The organism is Mucilaginibacter sp. PAMB04168 (genome assembly GCF_039634365.2).
Classification (GTDB): Bacteria; Bacteroidota; Bacteroidia; order Sphingobacteriales; family Sphingobacteriaceae; genus Mucilaginibacter.
The window spans coordinates 2,754,314-2,775,459 of sequence record NZ_CP155079.2; the positions used below are offsets into that span (position 1 = coordinate 2,754,314).

The following is a 21,146-nucleotide window of genomic DNA, read 5'->3' on the forward strand; positions in this document are numbered from 1 at the left end:
TTACTTATAATGTCATTATTAATCAAAATACTGACACCTTGTTTGCACTTTGTTAACTTCACCCCCATGATTAGTATTTTAGGTTGCGGTTGGTATGGACTGGCTTTAGCGAAAGCTTTGTTGGTTGAGGGTGAATTGGTTAAAGGATCCACCACTTCTGAAGCCCGTTTGCCTGACCTTATTCAGGCTGGCATAAAACCTTACATCGTTTCAGTTACTGAAGAAGGCACTGCCCAGGCATCAGGTTTTTTTGAGACCGACACCTTAATTGTATGTATTCCGCCCAAATTCAGGAGCGGACAAACAGCAGCTTATCTTTCAAAGATGGAGAATATTATTGCGGCTGCCATACATCATAACATTGGACAAGTGGTCTACATAAGCTCAACGGGTGTTTATCCAGACAACAACCAGGTTGTAGATGAATCAGTACTACCAGAACCTGATGAGGCATCCTCAGCGCATATACTATTTGCTGCCGAGCAATTGTTTATGAAGCAAACGGCGTTCAAAACAACCATAATACGCTTTGGTGGTTTGGTTGGGCCGGGCCGTCATCCGGGCCGTTTTTTTGCTGGTAAAACAGGCGTAGATAACGGAAGAGCTCCCGTCAATCTAATACATCTGGATGATTGTATACAAATAACCCTGTCAGTGTTAAAGCAGCAGGCGTACGGATTCACATTCAACGCCTGTTCGCCGAGTCATCCACAAAAGCAGGTGTTTTATACTCAGGCGGCAATGCACGCAGAACTGCCGTTGCCGCAGTTTAAAGATGAATTAAACGATTGGAAAACTGTAAATAGCATAAATTTAGGCCGCATACTCAACTACAAGTTCATTGTGGGTGATTGGAAAAGCTGCTTTGCGGAAAATAAATTTTAATTTTAGTCGTCAGGCAATTATGAATAGCGCCGTTCGTTCATCTTTGATAAGAATTTTTAATTTAGAAACACCTGATATTGCAACACAACGCTGCTTTTTCGTTCGGTTTGAACTGCTTTTGCACCTGGGCTCAATGTTTCAAATATAGGTCTGTTTTGATAAGCAAACGTAAGTTTAGAGGTGTGTCCCTTCAATAACCAGCTCGCTCCTGCCTCCCAATAGTTCATTTTACCAGCTAGCCGGTCATACTTGGCATATTGTAAGCTGGCGTAGGGCAGTACTGTTGTGCTTCCTATCAAGTTATTTTTAAACTTGTAACCAACCTGTGCATACAGTAAGCTGCCCGATCCGAATGATGGGTAGCCGTTACCGCTACCATTTATAACAGTCGGCATTGTGCTGCCATTCGCCGGATTCATGGTCGACTGATTGCGAATGTAACCAGGGCCGTGTTGCAGGTTCATATATGCAGCATAGGCGCTAATAGCGGTGCCGGTTGCCGTATTTAACGGAGCATCATAGTAGGCATCAACAGCAAAATGACGCATTGGTGATGTTATTGTATCGGTAAGGCTCACACCTTTTCTCCACATAGCATCGGGCTGGTATTGGAAGCCCGCCCCTACGTTAAACACACGCTTTGTGCCTAAATACGTACCTGTTGCATAGGGCGTTGTATTCGCTTCTTCATCTAAAAACTGCCATTGAAAATAACCCTGCCATTGCATTTTTGCCGGCATTGCTGAATAAGTAGAATAATCAGTGAGTGCTGCATTATAATTTGAAGATTTTTGAACAGCCATCGGACTGCTCATTACTAATCGGTAATCTAACTTACCCAGCTTGCCCTTTGCGTATATGCTTAATTTTCTTAAAAACTGATCGGTAACATCGTTAGTTGTTTGCTCAAATAAAGGAGCATCCAACCCTAGTATGCTCCCTACGGATGGTGCTGCATAACGTGAAAGGCCGTTCCATGCTGTAAGGCCAGCACCGAGAGAAAGCCGCTTACGTACAATTTCATACTCGCCTGTAATATCGTGTATAAAGAAGCCCGCTTTACGATCTGAAAGAAAATTGAAATTGTTCATACCTATTTGAGAATAGATAAACACCCGGTCGGCAATTTGCCCGTATGCCTGCAGCCTGGCCCTTCTAACGCCAATATCGGTATAGCTGCTTTTGGGATAACCATTAATGGTGGTGCCAGGATTCATGTCTGTGTTACGCACCCAAACCTGCGATATCAGCGTGACTTTGAAATAGTTGCTGCCATCTTCGTTAAGCCAAAGCTTACCGTCTTGTATTTTTTGCGCCTGTACGTATGTAACCGTTATTAGCGTAAATATGAAGGCTGTAATTTTAGTAAATTTATGTTTCATTAATTGGCGGATGTAACAATTCGTTGCCAAACTTTGGAAAAAAACTTGACAATAAGCAGCCTTAATTTATGATGAGCTTTTACCGTTAATGATTAGCGGCTGTTTTCCTTATAGTGAGTCACTCCTTTTTTGTTTAGATACTGGCTTTGATATGATTGTTAATTAGTCAGTTTGGAGATAGCTGGCATGGTTGTTAAGCATTGTTTATTGTTTTAATTTAGAAAACAGATGCCTGAGTTTAATCCAAAACAAGTTTTATATACTGCTGATGCGCTTAATGATCGCGGGTTAAGGTTAGCTGAGAAATATTCAGACGCTTTACATTTACCCGTTAAACAACACAACAGACTGGTCGAGATTGATGAAATACCACATTATAAGGCTAAGTCGGACTTGTTGGTTTTAGGCAGGCTTAAAACGCTTGATATAAAATATAGCGGGCGTAGCTCAGATTATATTGCGCCAAGTTTGGCTAATGGCTGCTTTGGCGCCTGCACGTATTGCTATGTTGATCGGCATAAGAAAGTTAATCCCATAACCATTTTTACCAATGTAGACGAGATACTGGCTAAAGTAGATAAGCATGTGGCTTTATTACCATGGCCGAAGGCGGCCAACCAGACGGATGATATCTATTACACTTACGATATTGGCTGTAATTCAGATATTGCGGTTGATTATGATATATCACCCGGAATTGCCGAGGTGTTTGAATTTTACAAACATCATCCACGTGCTAAAGCAACATTTGCCACCAAATTTGTAAACCCAAACATGTTAGGTTTTGATCCGCAGCGAAAGGTGAGAATAAGGTTTAGCTTAATGCCTACCGAGGTAAGCAGGCTGGTAGATGTACGTACAGACAGCATTGAAAAGCGCCTGAAAGCCATCAACGACTTTTATGAAGCCGGGTATGAGGTACATGTCAACTTTTCTCCTGTAATTGTATATGACCGGCTTCGTGGTGTAGACAGGGATTGGGAAGAGGATTACCGGGAACTTTTCAGGCAATTAAACGCAGCAGTAACCGAAAAAGTCAAAGAACAGATGCAATGCGAAGTGATTTTTTTAACGCATAACGAGCGTCAGCATCTGGTTAATGTTGATATAAACCCTAAAGCGGAAGAATTACTTTGGCTGCCCGAGTTACAGGAGCAAAAGCGAAGCAGTTTTGGCGGTGTTAATATCCGCTACCAATACCAACTAAAGGCCAAAATGATAGATACTTTTGTAAATATGCTTACTGAAGAAATACCCTGGTGCGGTATCAGATACATATTCTAATATCCTTAAGTATAAATTTTTGAGTGCAACTAGTTATGTGGATGATTAAGCGTTCGCTCTGACTGGTACACAATGTCCTTTATCTTGGTATCCAACTCGTTAATAGTAAGCTCAATCATAGGATAATAACTGTTAAACACGTAGTTATCATCCAGCTTTAATACTTCCATTAATCCCATTAAAGATGCAACGGGCTTGCGCAGTTCATGCGATTGAATTGTGGCGATCTTCTGTAAGGCCTCATTCTGTTTGTCAATCTGCTCTGCGTTTTGCTTACGTATAGTTACATCGGTTGCATTAATGGTTACGCCAATTATCAGGCCGGTATTATCAGTAACCGGTTCAAATGTCACTTCCAACCAGCGGGCGTCTTCCTGTTCATACTGTAACAGCCATTCGGAATTTACAACCTTACCCTTCATTGCTGCATGAATGTTCTCAAACATTTCATCAGTATAATTTTGATTAGTAAGCGTTAAAAAGTGAACACCCTGCCTGATCTCTTTTTGGTAATTGGCTTTGATATATTTGTAGGCAGCTTTATTGTAAGCAAGCACTTCCATATTACGGCCAATAAGTATGTGAATGTCTTTTTGGCTGTCAAATACCGCCTTTAGTTTAATCTCTGAATCCTCTATCCTTTTCTTTTGAAGCTGGGTGCTTTGGTTTTGCTCCATTAAGCTTTGCATACTCCAATTCAGTTCAATTAAATTGGTAACCTGTTTGGATAACACTTTAATTGTATTAATCTGCAATTCGCTTAACTCAATTGGCTGAACATGCAATACGCACAAGCTACCAACTGCGTGGCCGTCATAGGTCATGAGTGGTACTCCGGCGTAAAACTTAATGTAGGGCGCGTTACTTACAATAGGCAGATTTGCAAAGCGACTATCCTGGCTGGCATCTTTAACAATCAGCACCTCATCGTGCAAAATGGTGTGCTGGCAAAATGATAATTCACGTGCGTTGCAATTGATTTCACCCGTACCAACGCTTGCTTTAAACCATTGCATTTTATCGTCAATAAGGCTTATAAGAGCTACGGGTACGTTACAAATACTGGCTAACAGATTTACAATATCATCTAAATCCTTTTTAATACCAGCATCAAGCTTTTTAAAACGGTCAACTGCGTTTAGCCGTTCAAATTCATCAATCATATCCTTTAGGTGGCTATAACCAGCATTTAATTTTTTAAAAATAAAATTATTTTTTTAATATTTAATATGATAGCCACTTTTTTAGTTCACACCCTACAACGCTCAGATGTAAAATAATTACTGTTTAAGTTTCTGTTGAAAAACTTTCTCAAGCTTATCTACTTTTGGTTGAATCACCATGCGGCAATATGGTTTGCTGCCATTTAAATTGAAATAATTTTGGTGATAATTTTCAGCAACAAAAAAATTGCTGAAACGGGTAATCTCGGTAACTATTGGGTGTGGGTATACCTTTTGCTTGTTCAGTTCAGCTTTGTAAGTCTCAGCCAATTGTTTTTGCGCTGCATTATGATAAAAAATAGCCGAACGATATTGTGTGCCCTCATCAGCTCCCTGCCTGTTCAGCGTAGTAGGATCGTGCATTTTCCAGAATATTTCAAGAAGGTCTTTGTAAGAAATAATCTCAGGTTTAAACGTAACCTGCACAACTTCGGCATGCCCGGTTGTACCTGTGCAAACATCCTCATACGTTGGGTTTTTAACAGTGCCGCCCGAATACCCCGACTCTACTTTTGTAACGCCTTTTAAGCGCTGAAATATAGCTTCTGAGCACCAAAAACAACCCATGCCAAATGTTGCTTTTTCTGTTGCTACATCCTTCTTATCCTGCGCAAAAGCAGCAGGAATAGTAAGCAGACTTACTATAAAAAAAATTACAGATTTAATTTTAATCATACCACAAGTACGCAGATTTATATAAGATAGTTCTCAAGGCCTGTGTTATGACTTTTGTTTGATAATAGCTACTACTTAAATGTTGTAAGACCGCTCGCCTATTTCTTTACCCAGGTGTTGTATTTGTTCTGCATCAAGCAATAAACCTGCGTGTGCATGCGGCTCATATATCCAAATGTTATGCTCATTTTTAAAAATGCATCCGCAAAGCTGGTCACAATAAAAAAGATCAAAGACGTTAGCACTATCGGCATCATCGCGTGACTGGACAATGACAGCAATGGGATGATCTTTTTTCGGTATATCTATTTCAAATGTATTTGCCATGTGTGTAATAACCGTTTTAATTTAAGTTGGTTTACAATACTACGTCATTTTAACAACTTACTGTATACTTACACCGGTGCTAATAACTGATCAAAACTGCAACTCTTCACCTAACTGTTTCACCGTCAGCTCATCTCCTATTTTGATTTCGCCTCCGCCGTTGTGAATAATATTTTGACCAAAATATATCTTATTACCGGCTTTACGATATTTTGATAATGTTTTGAGCGGCTCGGTACTCGTAACAGCCGTTTGCGGGTCAACACCTATCATAACACAACGGGCGCATGGCTTAACACCATAAAATTTTATTCCCGCTACCTCAAAATGCCGCAGCCTGTCTTCTATGTAAGGGGCCGTTCCTTGTATGACGATATTGGGCCTGAATCGGTTGATGTTGATTGCAATGTCAAGCCGGCTATTCAAATCACTCAAAGAAGCTTCACTTACTAAAAGCATAGGATAACCGTCTGCAAAAGAAGTAATATGACCGGAGCTGGCGTAGCGCGGGTCAACCGGCCTGATGCTATCATCTGTCATATATAATAAACGGCATGATATTCCTAACATTTGGCTAAACCACTCATTGGCCGCTGTACTTACCAAAGTGCCTGTGCAGGGCGAGTCCCATACATCAACGCAAACTCTAACGTCAGTTTGAGGTAAATAAGGTACCAATAAGTTTTTGCCGGTTGGTGTGTACGTAATTAACAGGCCCTGCTCATGCAACTGCTGTTCAAACAGCGCCATTTGCGGAAGATACCGTTGTGATAAAAATTCATTGTTGTCATTTATCAAAATCCAGCGGCGATCGTGCTCCAACCCTCTTGATGTAAGCGAGGCCCTTTGTAAAGCAATGCCGCCTAATGATTTAATTGGATAGATGTACAACTGACTGATACTGGCCATAATGACTTTGTAAGTAGCACCAAAGATAAAGACTTTGATAGCTATAATGAATATTTTGAAAGCTTAAGTTTGCCGTTATCAACCTAAACTTGCATATTTGCACCGCAAAACAGATTGCAAGGTTCCATAGCTCAGCTGGATAGAGCAACTGCCTTCTAAGCAGTAGGTCTCAGGTTCGAATCCTGATGGAATCACTTTGATTATTAAGGGATTACAAGTAAAATGTAATCCCTTTTTTATTTCGGTTTACATATTGGTTTACATCATTGCTTATTTAACCTAGTTATCATTATTAGTTGTCAATGACCTTTTAATAAACCTCGTTAGCTTAGAATGAAAATTTTGTGCATAGCTAATACCTGAAGAATATATACCGTTTATTGCATGGTTTATATCCGTCCTTTTATTTACTATTGTCAAGGTATTACGACATCACTATAATGACCTCAATCACATGCGAAGCGAGATGAATAATATTTTTCTTCCTGAATTGTTATCTGTTAACATAAAGAACTTTTCCCTATATCCTAATGGCCTGAATTTTAATCACGAGTTCGTAAAAGGCGTAAATTTGATAGTTGGGGGAAATGGTATGGGTAAAACGACTCTTGTTAATATAATCAAGCATTCAATCATTGGTAATTATGACGAAGGCTTTGATTTGACCAGAACTTATAAAGGAAGGAAGATAGAAAAACGCACCAATTATCCTTGGAACTATTTTAGTAAAAGAAAGGATACCAAAATTCAACTTAATTCAAAGGCTTCTGTTACATCTGTTTTTAAAATTAATACTACCCAATTCCAAGTGGAGAGAGACTTGGAGGATATTGCTTTACTTAGCGTTTTTATAGATGGTGTGGAGTTAAAAGGAGAATTTTTGAATCAATTTACCTACGATAACTTATGTTATGAATTTTCTCGCATGGCTGAGGGGGTAATGAAGGAAGAGGTTCGTATAAGGATAAGTAACACTTTACAAAATAAGTTTGAAAAACGAATTGAAAAGGTTAGTAATATTCCCTTCGATGATTTAATTTTTTTCATTAACAAGATTTTATTCTTTGGCGAAGATCATAAGACAATATTGTGGAATAGCGAAACATATGATGATGTTCAAACTGAGCTGTTTAATAAATATTTTAATCCTCGCGAACTAAACAATTATCGTCAAGAAGCTAACAGGCAAGCCAAATATTTTGACACTCAGGCTCGGCACCGTTCAGAAGACATTCGTGTAATTAAATCAGTTTTAGAAAAAGCTACCAGAAATGAGGTATCTAAGCCAGTGGATGACGTTAATGAGCAAATTAGTACCTTGAAATCCGCAATTGATACGATCAACTACAAAATTGAAAGTATTCAAGGACAACGAAATGAATGTGATAACGAACTAAGGATAATAAGTAACCAAGTAAATAAACTGAGTCAAGAAGCTACAGATTATGAAAGGGAGCAAAAGAAGATTGAAAAGGAACTAATTCAAAGTAATTGGATAAAATTAAATCCTAACTATAACTTGTTTTTACAAAGTATCCAGTCTAATGAAATATGCCCTATGTGTAGTCAAGAACTCTCGCAATCATTTATAGATTCGCGAGTAGCCCATTCTCACAATTGCATACTTTGTAATCAAGACATCGTTATAAATAAAACCGAAGTCCTTACAAATGAACAGGTGGATAGTAAAAATAAATTAAAAACCGTTTATTCTACTATAAATGAATTGCAACGGCAAATATACGGTCTAGAGAGTAAGCTATTAGATTTAGATCGAGAGTTTAAGACGCTAAGTATAGAAAAAAGGAAATTTGCGTCACAACTAAGAGTTGTTGAATTTGAAGATATAAAAGATAAAGAAAAAAAGCCAGAGAGTAATTTGCAGGCTTTTTACGATGAGATAGAACAGCTGGAATTGTTAAAGGACGACTTTCAAGAAAAAAGCAGAGTACAAAAAGAAATTGCTAGCGAAATCTCGGTGAGAATTGAAGAACATATAGTTAAGAATGCTAGGACTTTCTCATCGCTTTTTTCAGGATACGCAGAAAAGTTTTTAGGAGTTCAGTGTTCTTTAACATTTGAAGAGTTAAATGGGCAAAAACGATTTTATCCAGTTATTGATGGTAAAATCAGAGAGGAGCAAGAGGAGCTTTCTGAATCACAGAGGTTTTTTGTGGATCATGCCTTTCGTATGAGTATTTTATCGTTCTTTTATAACAAGCCATCCATATATATTATAGAAACTCCAGACAGTAGCCTTGATATATCCTATGAGCGAAATGCAGCGGATGTGTTCAAAAAGTTTATTAGCAATTACCCGTATTGTTTGATTTTAACTACTAACTTAAACAACAGTGAGTTTCTAAATTATCTCGTTAGTACACACGATTCTATATCGGTTATTGATTTGTTCAAAATCGCTAAAAAGTCACCGATACAAGGGGATAATGATGCCTTAAATATTATTTATAAAAAATTAATTGCAAGTATTGATGAGAAGTAAAACTCTTGAAATTTACGAGATAAACTCAGATATAATTGGACTGATGGTTGCCATCAACGAGATAGGTTGGCCCGAGATCCGCGAACAGTCTGTTCATAGAATACTTTATCTATCTAGTGTACTTTACGCGTTTATATACTCCAAGAACGATGGTAACTTTAATAATTACCATTTTTCGATAACAGATTCTGGACCTTTTTCCAGCGTTATAAATAAATCTTTACTTGACTTACGAGTTCGCGAACTTTTATTAGAGGATGAACACGGAAATTTTAAAATTAACACAATTAGATTGAAAGAGGAAAGTCTTCCTCAGTCAGACAAGTTAGAATGGTTCCGTATTGTTATCTACATCTTAGGTAAATATGGAGAAAGTAAGGTTTTCGGATTTGTAATTCAAGATCCGCAATACAAGGAGTTTTTTCAAAGAAACTCACAAAAAGAAATTGATATTTCTGATCAAAATAGGACAACTAAAACTCTTAATAAATTCAAAAAAACATTCGAAGAGAGTATAGAAAATGTTAGCCAAATCAATCAGAAAGAATATCTCGAATTATATTTTGAATACATTTTTAGCAAGATCATAAGAAAAGAGTCATAAGGTATGTTTGGAGATTTTGATTTTGATGATATCAAAAGGCTTATTAAAGCTAATGAATCAGCAATCCTTAAGCGTACCAATTCCGGATTGCATGAAAACCAGAAATTTAAGCGATTTCATACGGTTCTTTATAGTTATAAGTCTTATTATCCACTAAATGGACTTGTTGCTGTATTGATTCGTCCAGAGGAGATTGAAAATTTAGTTGATGACTTTACTCAGGTAATATTTGATGTAATAAACGCATGTATTGAGAAATCCAATAATCATGTTATTATTGACAGGAAATGCGAAATTGTTTCCTCTGACAAACAGCATTATAAAACTAGTCAAGAAGCTAGGCAGGTTTACTTAAATATTTCTAAAGACTTTTGTGTTTTCATTATTAAACCTGAAGGAATCCATTATTTTCTAAATGGAGACGATGTTGGTGAGATTATATTTTTTTCGCGGGATGACGAGGCTCGTTTCAATGAAAGAAAAGACGTTAGTCAAATCAATGATGTATTTGATGATTACAGAATTAAACTAACTATTCAAGACACGTATAGAAAGTTTTTCGTTTCCAAGAGCGGCAAAAGTGCCTTATATCATATTTTATTGAGCAATGGTGCTTTACCACAAACGAAAAACAGCCTGGAAGCCATTAAGCAAGAAAAAAAGTTCTTTACACAATATCAAAATTTGTTAGAAAACAAGCCAGAGAACAGTTTTAGGGAGGATTTGAGGAAGTATTTAGATGATGAGTTAAAAGGTAATGTAATAATTACGAAAGAACACCTATTGGAAAGCTTTAAGCGACTAGATATACTAATAACAGATGAGTACGGTGATCTTTTTTTAATTGAGGTTAAATGGGTAGGTACAAGTATTCATGCAAGTGGTCGAGCTAAAGGGACAACATACGATCAAGACGATATAAACCCAGACGCGATAGTTCAAACTGTAAATTATTTAATGGAACTAGATAAGCATAAGAAGCCTATTAAAATGGGTTATTTAGTTGTATTTGATGCGAGAAACGGGGATCAGCCAGATACGGTAGCTACCTTTGATACATCAAAACTTAAAACAGAAAGTGCAAGGTTTTATTCTCGTTTCAGAAAAATCGCCGACTTAAAAGTTAAAAATGCACATCCAAGTTAGGACGTCATGACAATGACAGTTTCTCTTAAAGATTTAATTTTATCTTTTTGTTGACTACTAGGCTTTAAATCCCTTGCTTTTCTAATTTCATTTACTTTAAACCCTTCGCTTTCAGCGATACAGGCAATGATTTCGTCTACTTTTATTTCAATGCCATAATAAGCTGAATTTGCAACATTGAAATAAATTTTTTTACTCGGCATCATCTTTTTTCGTAATTGTCTAAAAAGAGTTTCCATGTCTTTAAAATAAGCTTTTATCATGCTAGGAAGCTCTTTATTCCAATGGTTAATAGAAGCCTTCTCAAGAGCATCAATTACGTCGCGTAGATGTTGGTTGTTTACCATGTCAACATTACCGTGTTTAACCTGCACATGAGATCTTAATGTATTTGACCTTAATTCCTTTAAATCGTCGTAACTACTGATTAAGTCCAACATCCAAAGTTCGACGATATATATATCAGTATAATCCCTGGAATTCAGATAGGGTGGTGAAGTTATCACTAAATCGACCGAGTGATCCGGAACCATTTCAAGATGTTTTCTAACATCGCCATGCTTGCACAATACCTTATTGTTAACCTCGTAACTAATCCCTTCAAGCATTGTTATGTCCGGTAAAATTTTTAAGTTAATCTTATCTAAAAACTTTTGGTGAACTTCTCGCCTAGTGCAAACTCGTTCACGCCATTTAGATTTATATTTTACGCTCTTGCCATCCCTATATACATTACTTACATCTAATAATATCGATGCTAGTGCCACTTTAAAAAGGTTTCTATAAACATCATCTTTTAGTAAGCTAATACTATACTTGATATCTAAAACACCGTCTAATACCTCATCATTGAAGATCCATTTTTCAAGTTTTTCCGACTTTACAAACGTCCTCGCTTTGGGAAGAGGTACCTGTTTTCGTATATCTGTTGAATCACCATTTAACGAATTTCCAACGGTGATCAGCGCGTCTAATAATAAATCTTTTTTATAACCAAGCTCAAGTTTAACAGTAGCGAGAAGATGCATGAAAGGACTTACCTCAAATGAAATACAGCTAATATCATTGCTTTGCAGTTCTAAAGGGGTAGTTCCACTTCCGGCAAAAGGATCGAGTGCAAGGCTTGGTTTGTAATCCAACTCGCTTAAAATACCATTGATAAACTCTTTAGAATAGCCTTCTACAAACGGGTACCATTGATGAACAAAAGCCGTTTTGTTTTTATCGAATTGCATCACTCGTTCATAAACCTTGGTATAATCTAAGATTTCATATTCCGAGTTGCCTGATTTCATAAATTCAATATTAACCCCAAAAATGCAAATTAATAAAATAGAAACGTTATAAATTTATCACGTTCCGACTACACATAAAAGATATACCGCTTCGTTAGCCGCTAAGATCATTGATTAGATTGTAAGGTCATTTGTAGGTACTGATATATCTTCCTACCTTTGTAATGTTCAAAATATTGTACTATTCTTTATTGCTGCTCGAATTACGACCTCAGGCACCACGCAATATAAACGATGTAGTACGCTGTCATGGCGTAGCTGTATCTTTTATGCGTGGAGGGCGTCGTAACCCTGAGTAGCTTAATGATACGATAGTTACGCCATACTTTTTAACTCAAATTACGATAACCATGAAAAAGTTAATTTTAATTCCTCTAGCGATTTTAGCGTTGGGATGCAAACGGAAGGTTGATGAAAAAACACAAGTTTTGGATTCCTTACGAAGTGTTTATGCCGGCAAAGAGGTAAGCGTCACCTTAAGCAACAATCAAGCAGGAACAGAACCGTTAACAGACCAATACGCCTATACGGATGAAAACAAAAGTGATATAGCTTTTAAACTAATCGAAGGGGGGAAGTATCTACTTGATTCTAGTGAGGGTACTTACATTGAAACGACAGCTAATGTTGGTCAAGATCGGACAGATATGGTTTTAATTGAAAGTTTAAACGGGAGCGACTTTCATAAACGGGGTTATGTATCATACAAGTATGTATGGGAAATAGTTAATGCCTTACCTTACGGCTTTGACAAGTAAAGTCTAAGTCCATTAATTTATCAAAGAGTAAACAGACATCATGACAGATCTTATAATTGCTATAATTGGTTTGATATACCTAATTTGTTTCTTTGTTATGGCCGCAAACATTAGCGCAATCAAATCAATTTTGAGACAGCCAAAGACAAAAATAGAACCAGACTACTGGTTTAAGGAATTTAGTAAACACTATCACTGGCATAATCAAGATGCCGCCTTAAGAGCATTACAAGAAGGTATTTGGTTACAGCTTAACAAAGAAGGTCTAAGTACTCAAGGCAGAATAGGTCTATATGAAAACTTGAAAGAAAAGTATGAACCTGTAATCATCGAGCTAAAAGGCCAGTTTCTTAAGTTTCCGTTTTCAAACGAAAAGGAGGCTACTGTACAAACTTATGACCCTACCCAATTTACACGTTATGTTTGATGACCTAAAGAAGAGAGTATCTAACCTTATTTATCAAGTTATTAATTAGCGTAGAGAGATAAATCACTTTGTTAAAAGTAAAGAGATGTAAAGATGTAGCTTGTCTCTCTAAGTTAACAGTTTCATGCAATTTCAGCACCTAAGTTGCTTAGGCAATATTTAGAATAAAACGAGCTGTTAAGTTTCTATATGGAAATCCAAAAAATTTCTCTTGCCGGTTAACGGGTATTGTAGATATAACAGTACCCCTCACTCCCCCTTATATTCGTTATTTAATCTTATCTAATTTAGCATAAGTAAGCGTTATTAGCTAACTTTCAACCTTTTTTATGTCTTTAGAGGGTTTGCACTGTTTTAATTACGGTTACACTTGGTATAGTTTCATTAAAGGGTAAATAAGGCCTTTTCACGGCCTTGTAATATTAAATTAAACATTGGCGCGCTTCATATGCATGGCAGGCTTGTGGCTAATGTAAAGTATAGTAAAGGCTATAAGGGTTTCTTAGGGTAATAGGTGTGATTTACTTTTGTTTTATAGGCTGCACATACTACACTACGTACACAATATAGCCAAATAAATATAGCTTGTATAGTGTAAGTAGTGTAGGTAATGCAGCTTAAAACAACTCTTATACTTATAGTACAATTTAGCCTGTATGGACTTTGCATTATGGTTATAAACAGCTTTTTACAAACTACTTATTGCCTTGTTTTCTGTTAATTTTATCTCGTGATTACTTGAGCAAACTTCAACAAGTATTATTTAAAATGGACTTTCTTCAATGGGTACATAGCTTTGCTTTTCAATGTAAACAACAATGCCAGTACTTTTGCGCTCAACTTCATAGCCGGCATTTTTCAACCTTTCGCTTAGGGTTCTATTAGAACCTGGTTTATATCCATTTTCATAGCAATATGTTCGATATGCGCTATATACATCTTTTAATTGAATGTAATTTGAAAACGACTTTTTATACTGCTCTTCCTCAAGAAATAACTGAACCGTATCGGACTGCTTTTTAAAGTACTCGTTCAAATTATCAGCAGCAACGCTTTGCGTGAAGCGTTTCTGATCTAGCAAACGCTTCAAGCCTAAGATTACCAAGTTCATCACACCAGATAATTCGCTCGATATAATTTTGTTAGCTAACTCTTTATCCTGTTTATGTTCTGGTATAGTAACATTAAATGGAACCATTAGAAACCGCCTAAAGAATGCTGGTGTATGTTCTACTTCTTTCGGCAACTCATTGCTATTAAATATAAGCTTAGCATAATTTTGCAAACTAAACGGCTCGCCATATGGAAGTCGTGCTTCAACTGGTTCGCCGGAGGCTAATTGCTTAAAAATAGAGGCCTCTAGATTGCCATTTATTTCACTTGCATAATTAACAAGTTTGTTTGCAAGTTTAGCTCTATAATACCCGTTTTCATTTGTTAGGCTTTGCAAAGAGTAATTTGATATATTATCCTGACCTAACAAAGCAGTAGTTACTTCGAAGAACACCGATTTGCCATTTGCTCCTGAGCCATATAATAATAAAGCTTTTTCCAGTTTTAGGGTGCTGCTTTGAATAAATAGGTAGCCTAAATATTCCATAAGAATATTTTGCAAATTTATATCTGGAAGAACTTCGGCTAAGTAATTGTTAAAAAGTGGACATTTTGCTTCAGTATCGTAATTAAATGGTAGTAGATAGGTTAAAAAATCGTTTGGGTCAAAATTTTTCAAGTAAACCTTATCGGGTGAAATTACCAAAGTCCCGTTTTGAAGGTTAACTAAAACTTCGCCTTTGCTCAGTGTAGGTCTTGGTAAGTATGCAGCCGACAAGAACTGCTTAAACAACTGCTCTTTAAAGCTAAAATGTTTCGCTGATAATTCATCAATTCCAAGTTTTTCAGCAGCTTTACCCAGAAAATTTTGAAATTCCTCATTTTCAATGTGCTTCCAAAAAGCACCATTGTATATATAAATTAGACCATTGTTTTTGCACAGGTTCCAAGAATGTAATCTAGCTAACTCAATGATTTGCTCAATGGCAATAACCAAAACTTGTTTTTGTTTGATTTTGAAGGTGTTTAACTTTTGGTAAAGCCCTTGCAGTATTTCATCATTAGCAGTATCATTTTTACCTGAATTATTTTTATTTACTGCGGTGATTTTTCTAATTTCCTCGAGTACTTTATTTTTCTCAGGAAAAGCGATAGCTTCAAAATCAATTGTCGTAATCTGATTTATCAAATTTGATAGGAGTTCAGAATGTGCTAAATACTGTTCCATCATTACCCCCGTTTTTTAAGATTAGCAATAAAGGCATTTGCAGCGTTATCAAGTTCTTGTTGGGTAAGTTTTCGCCCTTCTTTAATCCAATTAACCAACTCGAATTTGGAAAAGTATAAGCGTTTGCCCCGTTTTGAAACTGGAATTTGTTTTCGGTTAACCAACCCATAAATTGTAGAAGTCGAAAGGTTTAATAAGTTAGCTGCTTCTTTGACGCTAAGCAACTTGTCCTCGTCTTTAATGGTAGTCGCCTCTTGCTTTGAAAGTAAAGCTTTCAAGTCATCAAAATTTTCTATTAGTTGAGCGATTGCCTGTGGGAGCTGCTCAAATGTTAATGTTTTCATTACTTTAATGATTAGATAAATAATTAAAGCACAAAAATCATTAACAAGGTATCCCCCTTTCAAGATCCTAAATCAGTAAGGGGGATAGAAGGAGGATGAATTATTTAATTTTTTTAACTGGAGGCCACTCTTCTTTGTGGATGCGTAATTTTAAAGGGGGAATACCTTTGCCTTTGTTAAGTAAATCTAACACGGTAATCTTGTTAAACTTGCGAATTTCGTCATCTGCTCCTCTAATAAATCTAAATGTGAAATTACCGCAAAGCCACTCACAGGTTCTTACTTTAGAATTTAAAAGTTTCCCATTTTCATGTAGCCTAAGAAATAGTTCCGTTAAAAGATTCTGTTTATATGGAAAAAATAAAGGCTGATTTATAATATCGCCTTGTAACGCTTGCAATAAATTTACCTCATTGCCGGGAAAATAGGACTTTAAAGCATTGAAGACGTTTGATGATGATTCAAGGCTATCAAACGTTATAAGTTTTCTTGAGTTGGCAGGTGTTGGAACCTTGCGTGTATTTTTGCGCTTTAGATCGTCGTCAAGGTCTTCAATTGAAATCGCTCTTGAAATTTGAAAGTTCTCTGTGTCAATGTATTTTTGAAACTGCGTTTCTAAGGTTTCATTTACCTCCTGCATTGCGACACAGTCCAAACCGAAATCTTGATTTAAATAATAGTTTCTGTTTTTGAAAGCACTCCGGTTACTGAAATCCTTTATTTGCTCATTCAAATGCCAATAATGTCTGCTTAACTTAATGATTTCAGATTTATACTGAGCTTTTGCAAAGAAAAGTTTGAAGTACTTTACGAAATTGAAGCTTTCATAACCTTTTATTTTTCCTAAGCCAAAATGCTCGAACAAAAAGTAGGCATCGTTTATTCTATTCACAATTACGTCAAGCGGAATACTAAGTTCATCATCTGTAAGATCGCGAACCAAGTACTGATGATGACAGATTTCGCAATACGGACTTACAGCAGGTACGTAACGTCCACAATTACTACATATTTCTATCCACCTTAAAAAGTTGTCCATGACGTTTTATAGTAGATTATCTAACGCATCATCCAGTACACTGTTTTCGAAGCTTTTAAGATAAGTCTGGGTAATTGCTTCGGTTTGATGGCCCATTGACTCTGATATAATAGCTGTTGAAACTCCACTACGTTTTAATACTGTTGCAAAAGTGTGTCGTGCTACATAGGTTGTTAATGGTGTATCAATTTTGGCGTCTATAGCTATTTTCTTCAAATCTCTATTCACCCTTGACATTACTTTCCGGATACGGTTATGTTGTTGTATAGGTGTAACATGAAGGTTTTTATTCAGTATCGGGAAAACGTAACTATCTCGGTCGGATTTAGAGCTGATCGAGAGGTTTTTTATAATTTCTAGTGCGGGTTGTTTAAGTTGAAATATCATTTCATTACCTGTTTTAGCTCTCTTATAGAAGATTCTATCTTCAAGTATATTACTCCATTTTAAACGTGCAATATCCATGAAGTTCATACCAGCAACAAAATAGCTGAATAAAAAGTATTGCTGTGCTTCGTAAACAACAGAGCCTCTTTCATACTCCTGCTTTTTAATTTCTTGAATGTCATTCTTAGTAATTGCTCTTTTTTGTGTTTTAGTACTATATCTCGAAGCTATTTTAAACTTCTCGAATGGGTAATATTCCTTTTTCGTGTAGCCGTTAATTATTGCAGAGTTAAAAAGCGCTCTGATAGTTCTAAACCTAACTGACAAAGCATTATCGGTTAACCCCTTTGCTTTTAAATACGTTTCAAAATTCGATAGGGAATTGTAATCTAGCTGCGCAAAAGTTCTATCCTTATCGTTACTAAATTTTTTAAGTTGATTGTAAGTGTCTTGATATACTTTGGCGTTGCCTATCTCTTTCCTTTTTTTTAAATTCTCAATGGTTATATCAAAATACTTAAATACAGTGGTTTTCTTTTTTGGTTGCGTTGCTTCTGCAATTAAAATATCAGGGGTAAAATCCTTACCTTCAACTTTGTATTCCCAAAGTTTTTGGTTGTATTCATTTATTGCTTTGGCGATGATAGTATTTATCTTGTCCTTGTCGGGGCAACTTCTTCTAGGGCAGTTTTTAGCTGTGTCCCAGTCTTTAAGAAAGCATGACAGGTTTAAAGCTTTATAATTCCGCTTGCCGTTTTTTGTTACCCGAAGCATTATTGGATGCTTGCCATTAGCTAATGTTTTTGATTTATAAAGTATAGCAGCAATAGTTGAATCCATCTTTTGATATTCGTTTTAGTTTACGATTGGTTTACATGGCGGTTTACATGACGGTTTACATGAACTATAATAAACGAATATAAGAATTGGTTTGTAAAGAATAAACAAAAATGTCTTTTTTAGCGTTTTTAAAGCGTTTTAGTTAAGCTTGGCAAATATCAATAAGTTATGAAAAAACAAGGGCTAGTGCCTTCTAAGCAGTAGGTCTCAGGTTCGAATCCTGATGGAATCACAAATTTAGATAGCATTCTAACACCAAACCCTTAAATAAAATATTTAAGGTTTTTTTTATTAACCTGGTGCTAGCACTGTAGTATACAGTTAACAATTCTTCTTTATAAAAAAGGTGTTTCCACTTAATCTAAAATTAAGTTTCAAACGATCAGATCAATTAAGCTAGCCTCAATATTATGTTAGCTAATGCACTGCATCCTTAACCTCACTTACTAACTATTGAAAAAAAAAATCTGTTATACCTTAAACACAAAATATTTCTTAGAACTAATTAGGCATTTTTCTGTTAAGGTGTAAATCGTTCAGTATGAAAAACTTATTTGTTAAAGAAAATGATAACAGTTTGGTTATTGCAGCCGTTGCTGTAGGCGCCATAGCTGCTGGTGCAATAGCTTACCTTTACGCTACTAAAAAGGGATACTCCTTCCGTAAAAAATTGTCTAATGTAGCTGAAGGGGCTAAAGACCATAGTACCGATTATCTCGAAAAGAAAAATACCAAACGTAAAAGGAAAACTACAGATCTGCACGAAATAGAGCAAATAGTAAAAGGTTAACTTGAAGCATGAATTGGAGAAGGCTAAAGCCGGGATATTGGGTACTGATTGGTGTTATCGTACTTTTATTCATCATAAGGCTTATGCTTCCGGCTATTGTTAAGGGTTATGTAAACCGTAAATTAAACGAATTGCCAGGTTATACCGGCCATGTAAATGATATTGATATACACCTGATTCGTGGCGCCTATGCAATTGATGGTTTGGTGCTTCGCAAAAAGACCGATCCGCCTAAATACCCCTTTTTGAAAATAGAGCATACAGATCTGTCACTGGAATGGAAAGCCATTTTTAAGGGACGTTTGGTGGGTGAAGTAATTATGAATGAACCTGCCATACATATATTGGCAGAAACAGCTGATATATCTAAAGAGCCGGCAAAAGAGCATTGGACACGGACGTTAAAAGCGCTAATGCCTATGACCATTAACCGCTTGCAAGTTAATGGTGGCCGTATAGCTTATATGGATTTTGCAGCAAAACCAGACATTAACCTGCATATTCAGAACATGCAATTAACTGCGCTTAACCTGGCTAATGTTGAAAAAAACGGTGAAGCTTTGCCTTCGACAGTTAGCCTGACTGGAACGTCAATAGGAAATGGAAAGCTTAAGGCCGACATGAAGATCAATGTTTTAAAAGAAATTCCTGATTTTAGACTAAGCGGCCAGTTAACCACCGTAAAACTAACCAGCTTGAATGACTTCATAGAAGCTAAAGGCAAGATTGATGTAGAGAAGGGTACACTGGATATGTACAGCGAGTTAGAAGCAAAAAGTGGAAAGTTTAACGGCTATGTTAAACCTTTTATTAAAGGTGTCAAGGTGCTTAATTGGAAAAAGGATGTGAAGAAAAAAGGCGGCATCTTTCAGGCCGCGAAAGAAGCGGTAGTAGGCTTGTTCGTTAAAGCTGTTCAGAACCCAAAAACTAAAAAAATTGCAACTAAGGTTCCCATATCTGGAAACTTAAATAATCCCGAAACCAGCGGATGGCAAACTTTTGTGGGAGTGCTTAGAAATGCTTTTATCAAAGCGTTTACACAAGGCATCGATGGCACTATAAATTAACAGGAATGCACGAACATTTCGAAACACCAGGCATTAAACCGTTTTCGATTCACAAACTTGATTGCAGTTATTTAATCCATTTTTTAAGAATACATAACCGTTAATGCATTTGCAACTGGTTGTCGATGCTTGCGGGTTTTAATTTAGCTATAGCTGGTACCAGCTTATCGGCCTCTTCTTTTTGAGCTTTACCTATTAGCGTCACAACATTCTGTGCAACACTGGCCTGTACTGCTGGGTATGCAGCCAAAACGCTGTCTACCGCTTGCTTCAGCAGGAAATCGTTATTTAAAATTACGGGTGCGACTACTAATTGGTTATGCAAACCTTTAATAAGGTGTATGCTTTTTACGGTTTTTTCCACCTCCGATTTTGCTTTTCTGGTAGCGCAAGCGCCGGTTAATGTGACTACACCCTTCTCAACCGAATAGCTGACGCCTGCAAAACTCACGTCAGTTTTTGCCTTAGCAACCAAATCAGCTTTAATTTCCTTGTCCAAACTTTGCTGACTACAGCTCGCAATTGCAATAGATATCAACCCACCTATTACAATAATTGTTATACTGTTTCGCTTAATTGTCTTCTTACAAGTTTTCATATAAATTCCTGGTGTTCTGTTATAGTTAACAATACTTAAGCACAAGAAATGGTTTGCTAAGTAAAATCTTGTTGCTTTAAATTAAGCTGTAAACGCTATCTTTGCGCCAGCTTTTGGTTCCTGGAGCATCGATCTTCAGGATTAAAAGGGAATCTGGTGTAAATCCAGAACTGTCCCGCAGCTGTAAGTTCTATACAAACCGAAGTTCATTCTTTAGTCACTGTTCCGTTAACACAGAATGGGAAGACGAACCAAGGGGAACAAGTCAGAATACCTGCCTCTAGCTTTTATAATTCATAGCTTTCGCGGATTGAAGCTGAATGAAGATACTTTTCGTGTTTTTCATTTGTAGTGTACAATTTTCGGTATGCTGTGGGTATTA

20 protein-coding genes, 1 tRNA gene and 1 riboswitch are annotated in these 21,146 nt (G+C 36.6%); of the genes, 10 read left to right on the forward strand and 11 right to left on the reverse strand.

Features of this window, described 5'->3' with window-relative positions; translation table 11 throughout:
- Positions 1-66: 66 nt before the first annotated feature.
- The gene (locus ABDD94_RS11635; protein WP_345952383.1) at positions 67-885 is read left to right on the forward strand and encodes an SDR family oxidoreductase; all 819 of its coding nucleotides are present in this window, start codon (positions 67-69) and stop codon (positions 883-885) included.
- Between the two features lie 56 nt (positions 886-941).
- Here ABDD94_RS11635 and ABDD94_RS11640 read toward each other — a convergent pair whose 3' ends face one another.
- Positions 942-2,267, reverse strand: coding sequence for a hypothetical protein (locus ABDD94_RS11640; RefSeq protein ID WP_345952384.1), 1,326 nt, complete (start codon positions 2,265-2,267; stop codon positions 942-944).
- A gap of 228 nt (positions 2,268-2,495) precedes the next feature.
- On the opposite strand from ABDD94_RS11640, the gene ABDD94_RS11645 reads away from it, so the two are divergent.
- Positions 2,496-3,551 (forward strand): spore photoproduct lyase family protein, encoded by a 1,056-nt coding sequence (locus ABDD94_RS11645; RefSeq protein WP_345952385.1) that lies wholly within the window; start codon positions 2,496-2,498, stop codon positions 3,549-3,551.
- 29 nt (positions 3,552-3,580) lie between these two features.
- Here ABDD94_RS11645 and ABDD94_RS11650 read toward each other — a convergent pair whose 3' ends face one another.
- The 4 genes from ABDD94_RS11650 to ABDD94_RS11665 all read right to left on the reverse strand — a co-directional run bounded on the left by ABDD94_RS11650 (position 3,581) and on the right by ABDD94_RS11665 (position 6,685).
- Positions 3,581-4,714, reverse strand: coding sequence for a GAF domain-containing protein (locus ABDD94_RS11650; protein WP_345952386.1), 1,134 nt, complete (start codon positions 4,712-4,714; stop codon positions 3,581-3,583).
- Between the two features lie 117 nt (positions 4,715-4,831).
- Positions 4,832-5,449 (reverse strand): peptide-methionine (S)-S-oxide reductase MsrA, encoded by a 618-nt coding sequence (gene msrA, locus ABDD94_RS11655; protein ID WP_345952387.1) that lies wholly within the window; start codon positions 5,447-5,449, stop codon positions 4,832-4,834.
- A 75-nt stretch (positions 5,450-5,524) separates the two neighbouring features.
- Positions 5,525-5,776, reverse strand: coding sequence for a hypothetical protein (locus tag ABDD94_RS11660; protein ID WP_345952388.1), 252 nt, complete (start codon positions 5,774-5,776; stop codon positions 5,525-5,527).
- 90 nt (positions 5,777-5,866) lie between these two features.
- Positions 5,867-6,685, reverse strand: a complete 819-nt coding sequence (locus ABDD94_RS11665) for an MOSC N-terminal beta barrel domain-containing protein (RefSeq protein WP_345952389.1) — start codon at positions 6,683-6,685, stop codon at positions 5,867-5,869.
- 120 nt (positions 6,686-6,805) lie between these two features.
- Between ABDD94_RS11665 and ABDD94_RS11670 the strand changes: the two genes are divergently transcribed.
- From ABDD94_RS11670 to ABDD94_RS11685, 4 genes are all read left to right on the forward strand, one after another.
- Positions 6,806-6,879 (forward strand) — tRNA-Arg (locus ABDD94_RS11670).
- Between the two features lie 272 nt (positions 6,880-7,151).
- A complete protein-coding gene (locus tag ABDD94_RS11675) occupies positions 7,152-9,188 on the forward strand; it encodes a hypothetical protein (RefSeq protein ID WP_345952390.1) in 2,037 nt (678 codons plus the stop codon).
- Positions 9,178-9,792 (forward strand): hypothetical protein, encoded by a 615-nt coding sequence (locus ABDD94_RS11680; RefSeq protein WP_345952391.1) that lies wholly within the window; start codon positions 9,178-9,180, stop codon positions 9,790-9,792. Before ABDD94_RS11675 ends, ABDD94_RS11680 begins: the two co-directional genes overlap by 11 nt.
- A 3-nt stretch (positions 9,793-9,795) precedes the next feature.
- Positions 9,796-10,938, forward strand: a complete 1,143-nt coding sequence (locus ABDD94_RS11685; protein ID WP_345952392.1) for a hypothetical protein — start codon at positions 9,796-9,798, stop codon at positions 10,936-10,938.
- Here ABDD94_RS11685 and ABDD94_RS11690 read toward each other — a convergent pair.
- Entirely contained in the window at positions 10,935-12,233 is a 1,299-nt protein-coding gene (locus tag ABDD94_RS11690; RefSeq protein ID WP_345952393.1) for a DNA methyltransferase, read from the reverse strand. The two genes, ABDD94_RS11685 and ABDD94_RS11690, sit on opposite strands and share 4 nt — an antisense overlap.
- 350 nt (positions 12,234-12,583) lie before the next feature.
- Between ABDD94_RS11690 and ABDD94_RS11695 the strand changes: the two genes are divergently transcribed.
- On the forward strand, positions 12,584-12,991 hold the full coding sequence (locus ABDD94_RS11695) for a hypothetical protein (protein ID WP_345952394.1): 408 nt from the start codon (positions 12,584-12,586) through the stop codon (positions 12,989-12,991).
- A gap of 40 nt (positions 12,992-13,031) precedes the next feature.
- Entirely contained in the window at positions 13,032-13,418 is a 387-nt protein-coding gene (locus ABDD94_RS11700; protein ID WP_345952395.1) for a hypothetical protein, read from the forward strand.
- Positions 13,419-14,181: 763 nt separating this feature from the next.
- On the opposite strand, the gene ABDD94_RS11705 is transcribed toward ABDD94_RS11700, so the two are convergent.
- The 4 genes from ABDD94_RS11705 to ABDD94_RS11720 all read right to left on the reverse strand — a co-directional run bounded on the left by ABDD94_RS11705 (position 14,182) and on the right by ABDD94_RS11720 (position 18,309).
- Complete coding sequence (locus ABDD94_RS11705; protein WP_345952396.1) at positions 14,182-15,702, reverse strand: phage/plasmid primase, P4 family; 1,521 nt, start codon at positions 15,700-15,702, stop codon at positions 14,182-14,184.
- A complete protein-coding gene (locus ABDD94_RS11710; RefSeq protein WP_345952397.1) occupies positions 15,702-16,043 on the reverse strand; it encodes a helix-turn-helix domain-containing protein in 342 nt (113 codons plus the stop codon). Before ABDD94_RS11710 ends, ABDD94_RS11705 begins: the two co-directional genes overlap by 1 nt.
- A 100-nt stretch (positions 16,044-16,143) precedes the next feature.
- Complete coding sequence (locus tag ABDD94_RS11715) at positions 16,144-17,082, reverse strand: hypothetical protein (protein WP_345952398.1); 939 nt, start codon at positions 17,080-17,082, stop codon at positions 16,144-16,146.
- 6 nt (positions 17,083-17,088) lie between these two features.
- Positions 17,089-18,309: a site-specific integrase gene (locus ABDD94_RS11720; protein ID WP_345952399.1), complete on the reverse strand. Its 1,221-nt coding sequence runs from the start codon at positions 18,307-18,309 to the stop codon at positions 17,089-17,091.
- Between the two features lie 541 nt (positions 18,310-18,850).
- Between ABDD94_RS11720 and ABDD94_RS11725 the strand changes: the two genes are divergently transcribed.
- Entirely contained in the window at positions 18,851-19,099 is a 249-nt protein-coding gene (locus ABDD94_RS11725) for a YtxH domain-containing protein (RefSeq protein ID WP_345952400.1), read from the forward strand.
- An 8-nt stretch (positions 19,100-19,107) separates the two neighbouring features.
- Positions 19,108-20,166, forward strand: a complete 1,059-nt coding sequence (locus ABDD94_RS11730) for a DUF748 domain-containing protein (RefSeq protein WP_345952401.1) — start codon at positions 19,108-19,110, stop codon at positions 20,164-20,166.
- A 100-nt stretch (positions 20,167-20,266) separates the two neighbouring features.
- Here the strand turns inward: ABDD94_RS11730 and ABDD94_RS11735 are convergent, their stop codons facing one another.
- The gene (locus ABDD94_RS11735; protein WP_345952402.1) at positions 20,267-20,764 is read right to left on the reverse strand and encodes a BON domain-containing protein; all 498 of its coding nucleotides are present in this window, start codon (positions 20,762-20,764) and stop codon (positions 20,267-20,269) included.
- A gap of 97 nt (positions 20,765-20,861) precedes the next feature.
- Positions 20,862-21,061: riboswitch (cobalamin riboswitch) on the forward strand.
- The last annotated feature ends 85 nt before the right edge of the window (positions 21,062-21,146 follow it).